The organism is Psychrobacter sp. GW64-MNA-CIBAN-0177, from assembly GCF_040309585.1.
In the GTDB taxonomy this organism is placed as follows: Bacteria; Pseudomonadota; Gammaproteobacteria; order Pseudomonadales; family Moraxellaceae; genus Psychrobacter; species Psychrobacter okhotskensis.
Map to the genome: position 1 here is coordinate 1 of NZ_JBEOOY010000480.1, position 249 is coordinate 249.

The window sequence follows — 249 nt, forward strand, 5'->3', positions numbered from 1 at the left end:
GGCTTGGGATGAACTCGCTACCCATACGACTTGCCAGCAAACCACTGAGCACGACCAAGGCTACTGCGGCCGAGAAAGCGATGTTCCGATGTCCCAGCACCCATTGCAGAACCGGTTCATAGCGCAGTCGAGCTGTGCGCATGACCACGCCTTCCTCTTCCTTCACCTTGCCAGTGACGAACATGGCAATAGCTGCAGGAACAAAGGTAACGGACAGGACCATTGCACCCAGCAGCGCCATCACAACGG

Annotated in this window: 1 protein-coding gene; it reads right to left on the reverse strand. The window is 57.0% G+C overall.

Annotation, left to right across the window (positions count from 1 at the left end; translation table 11 throughout):
• On the reverse strand, positions 1–249 hold a 249-nt coding region (locus AAEY79_RS15905; RefSeq protein WP_352289633.1), incomplete at both ends, for an efflux RND transporter permease subunit.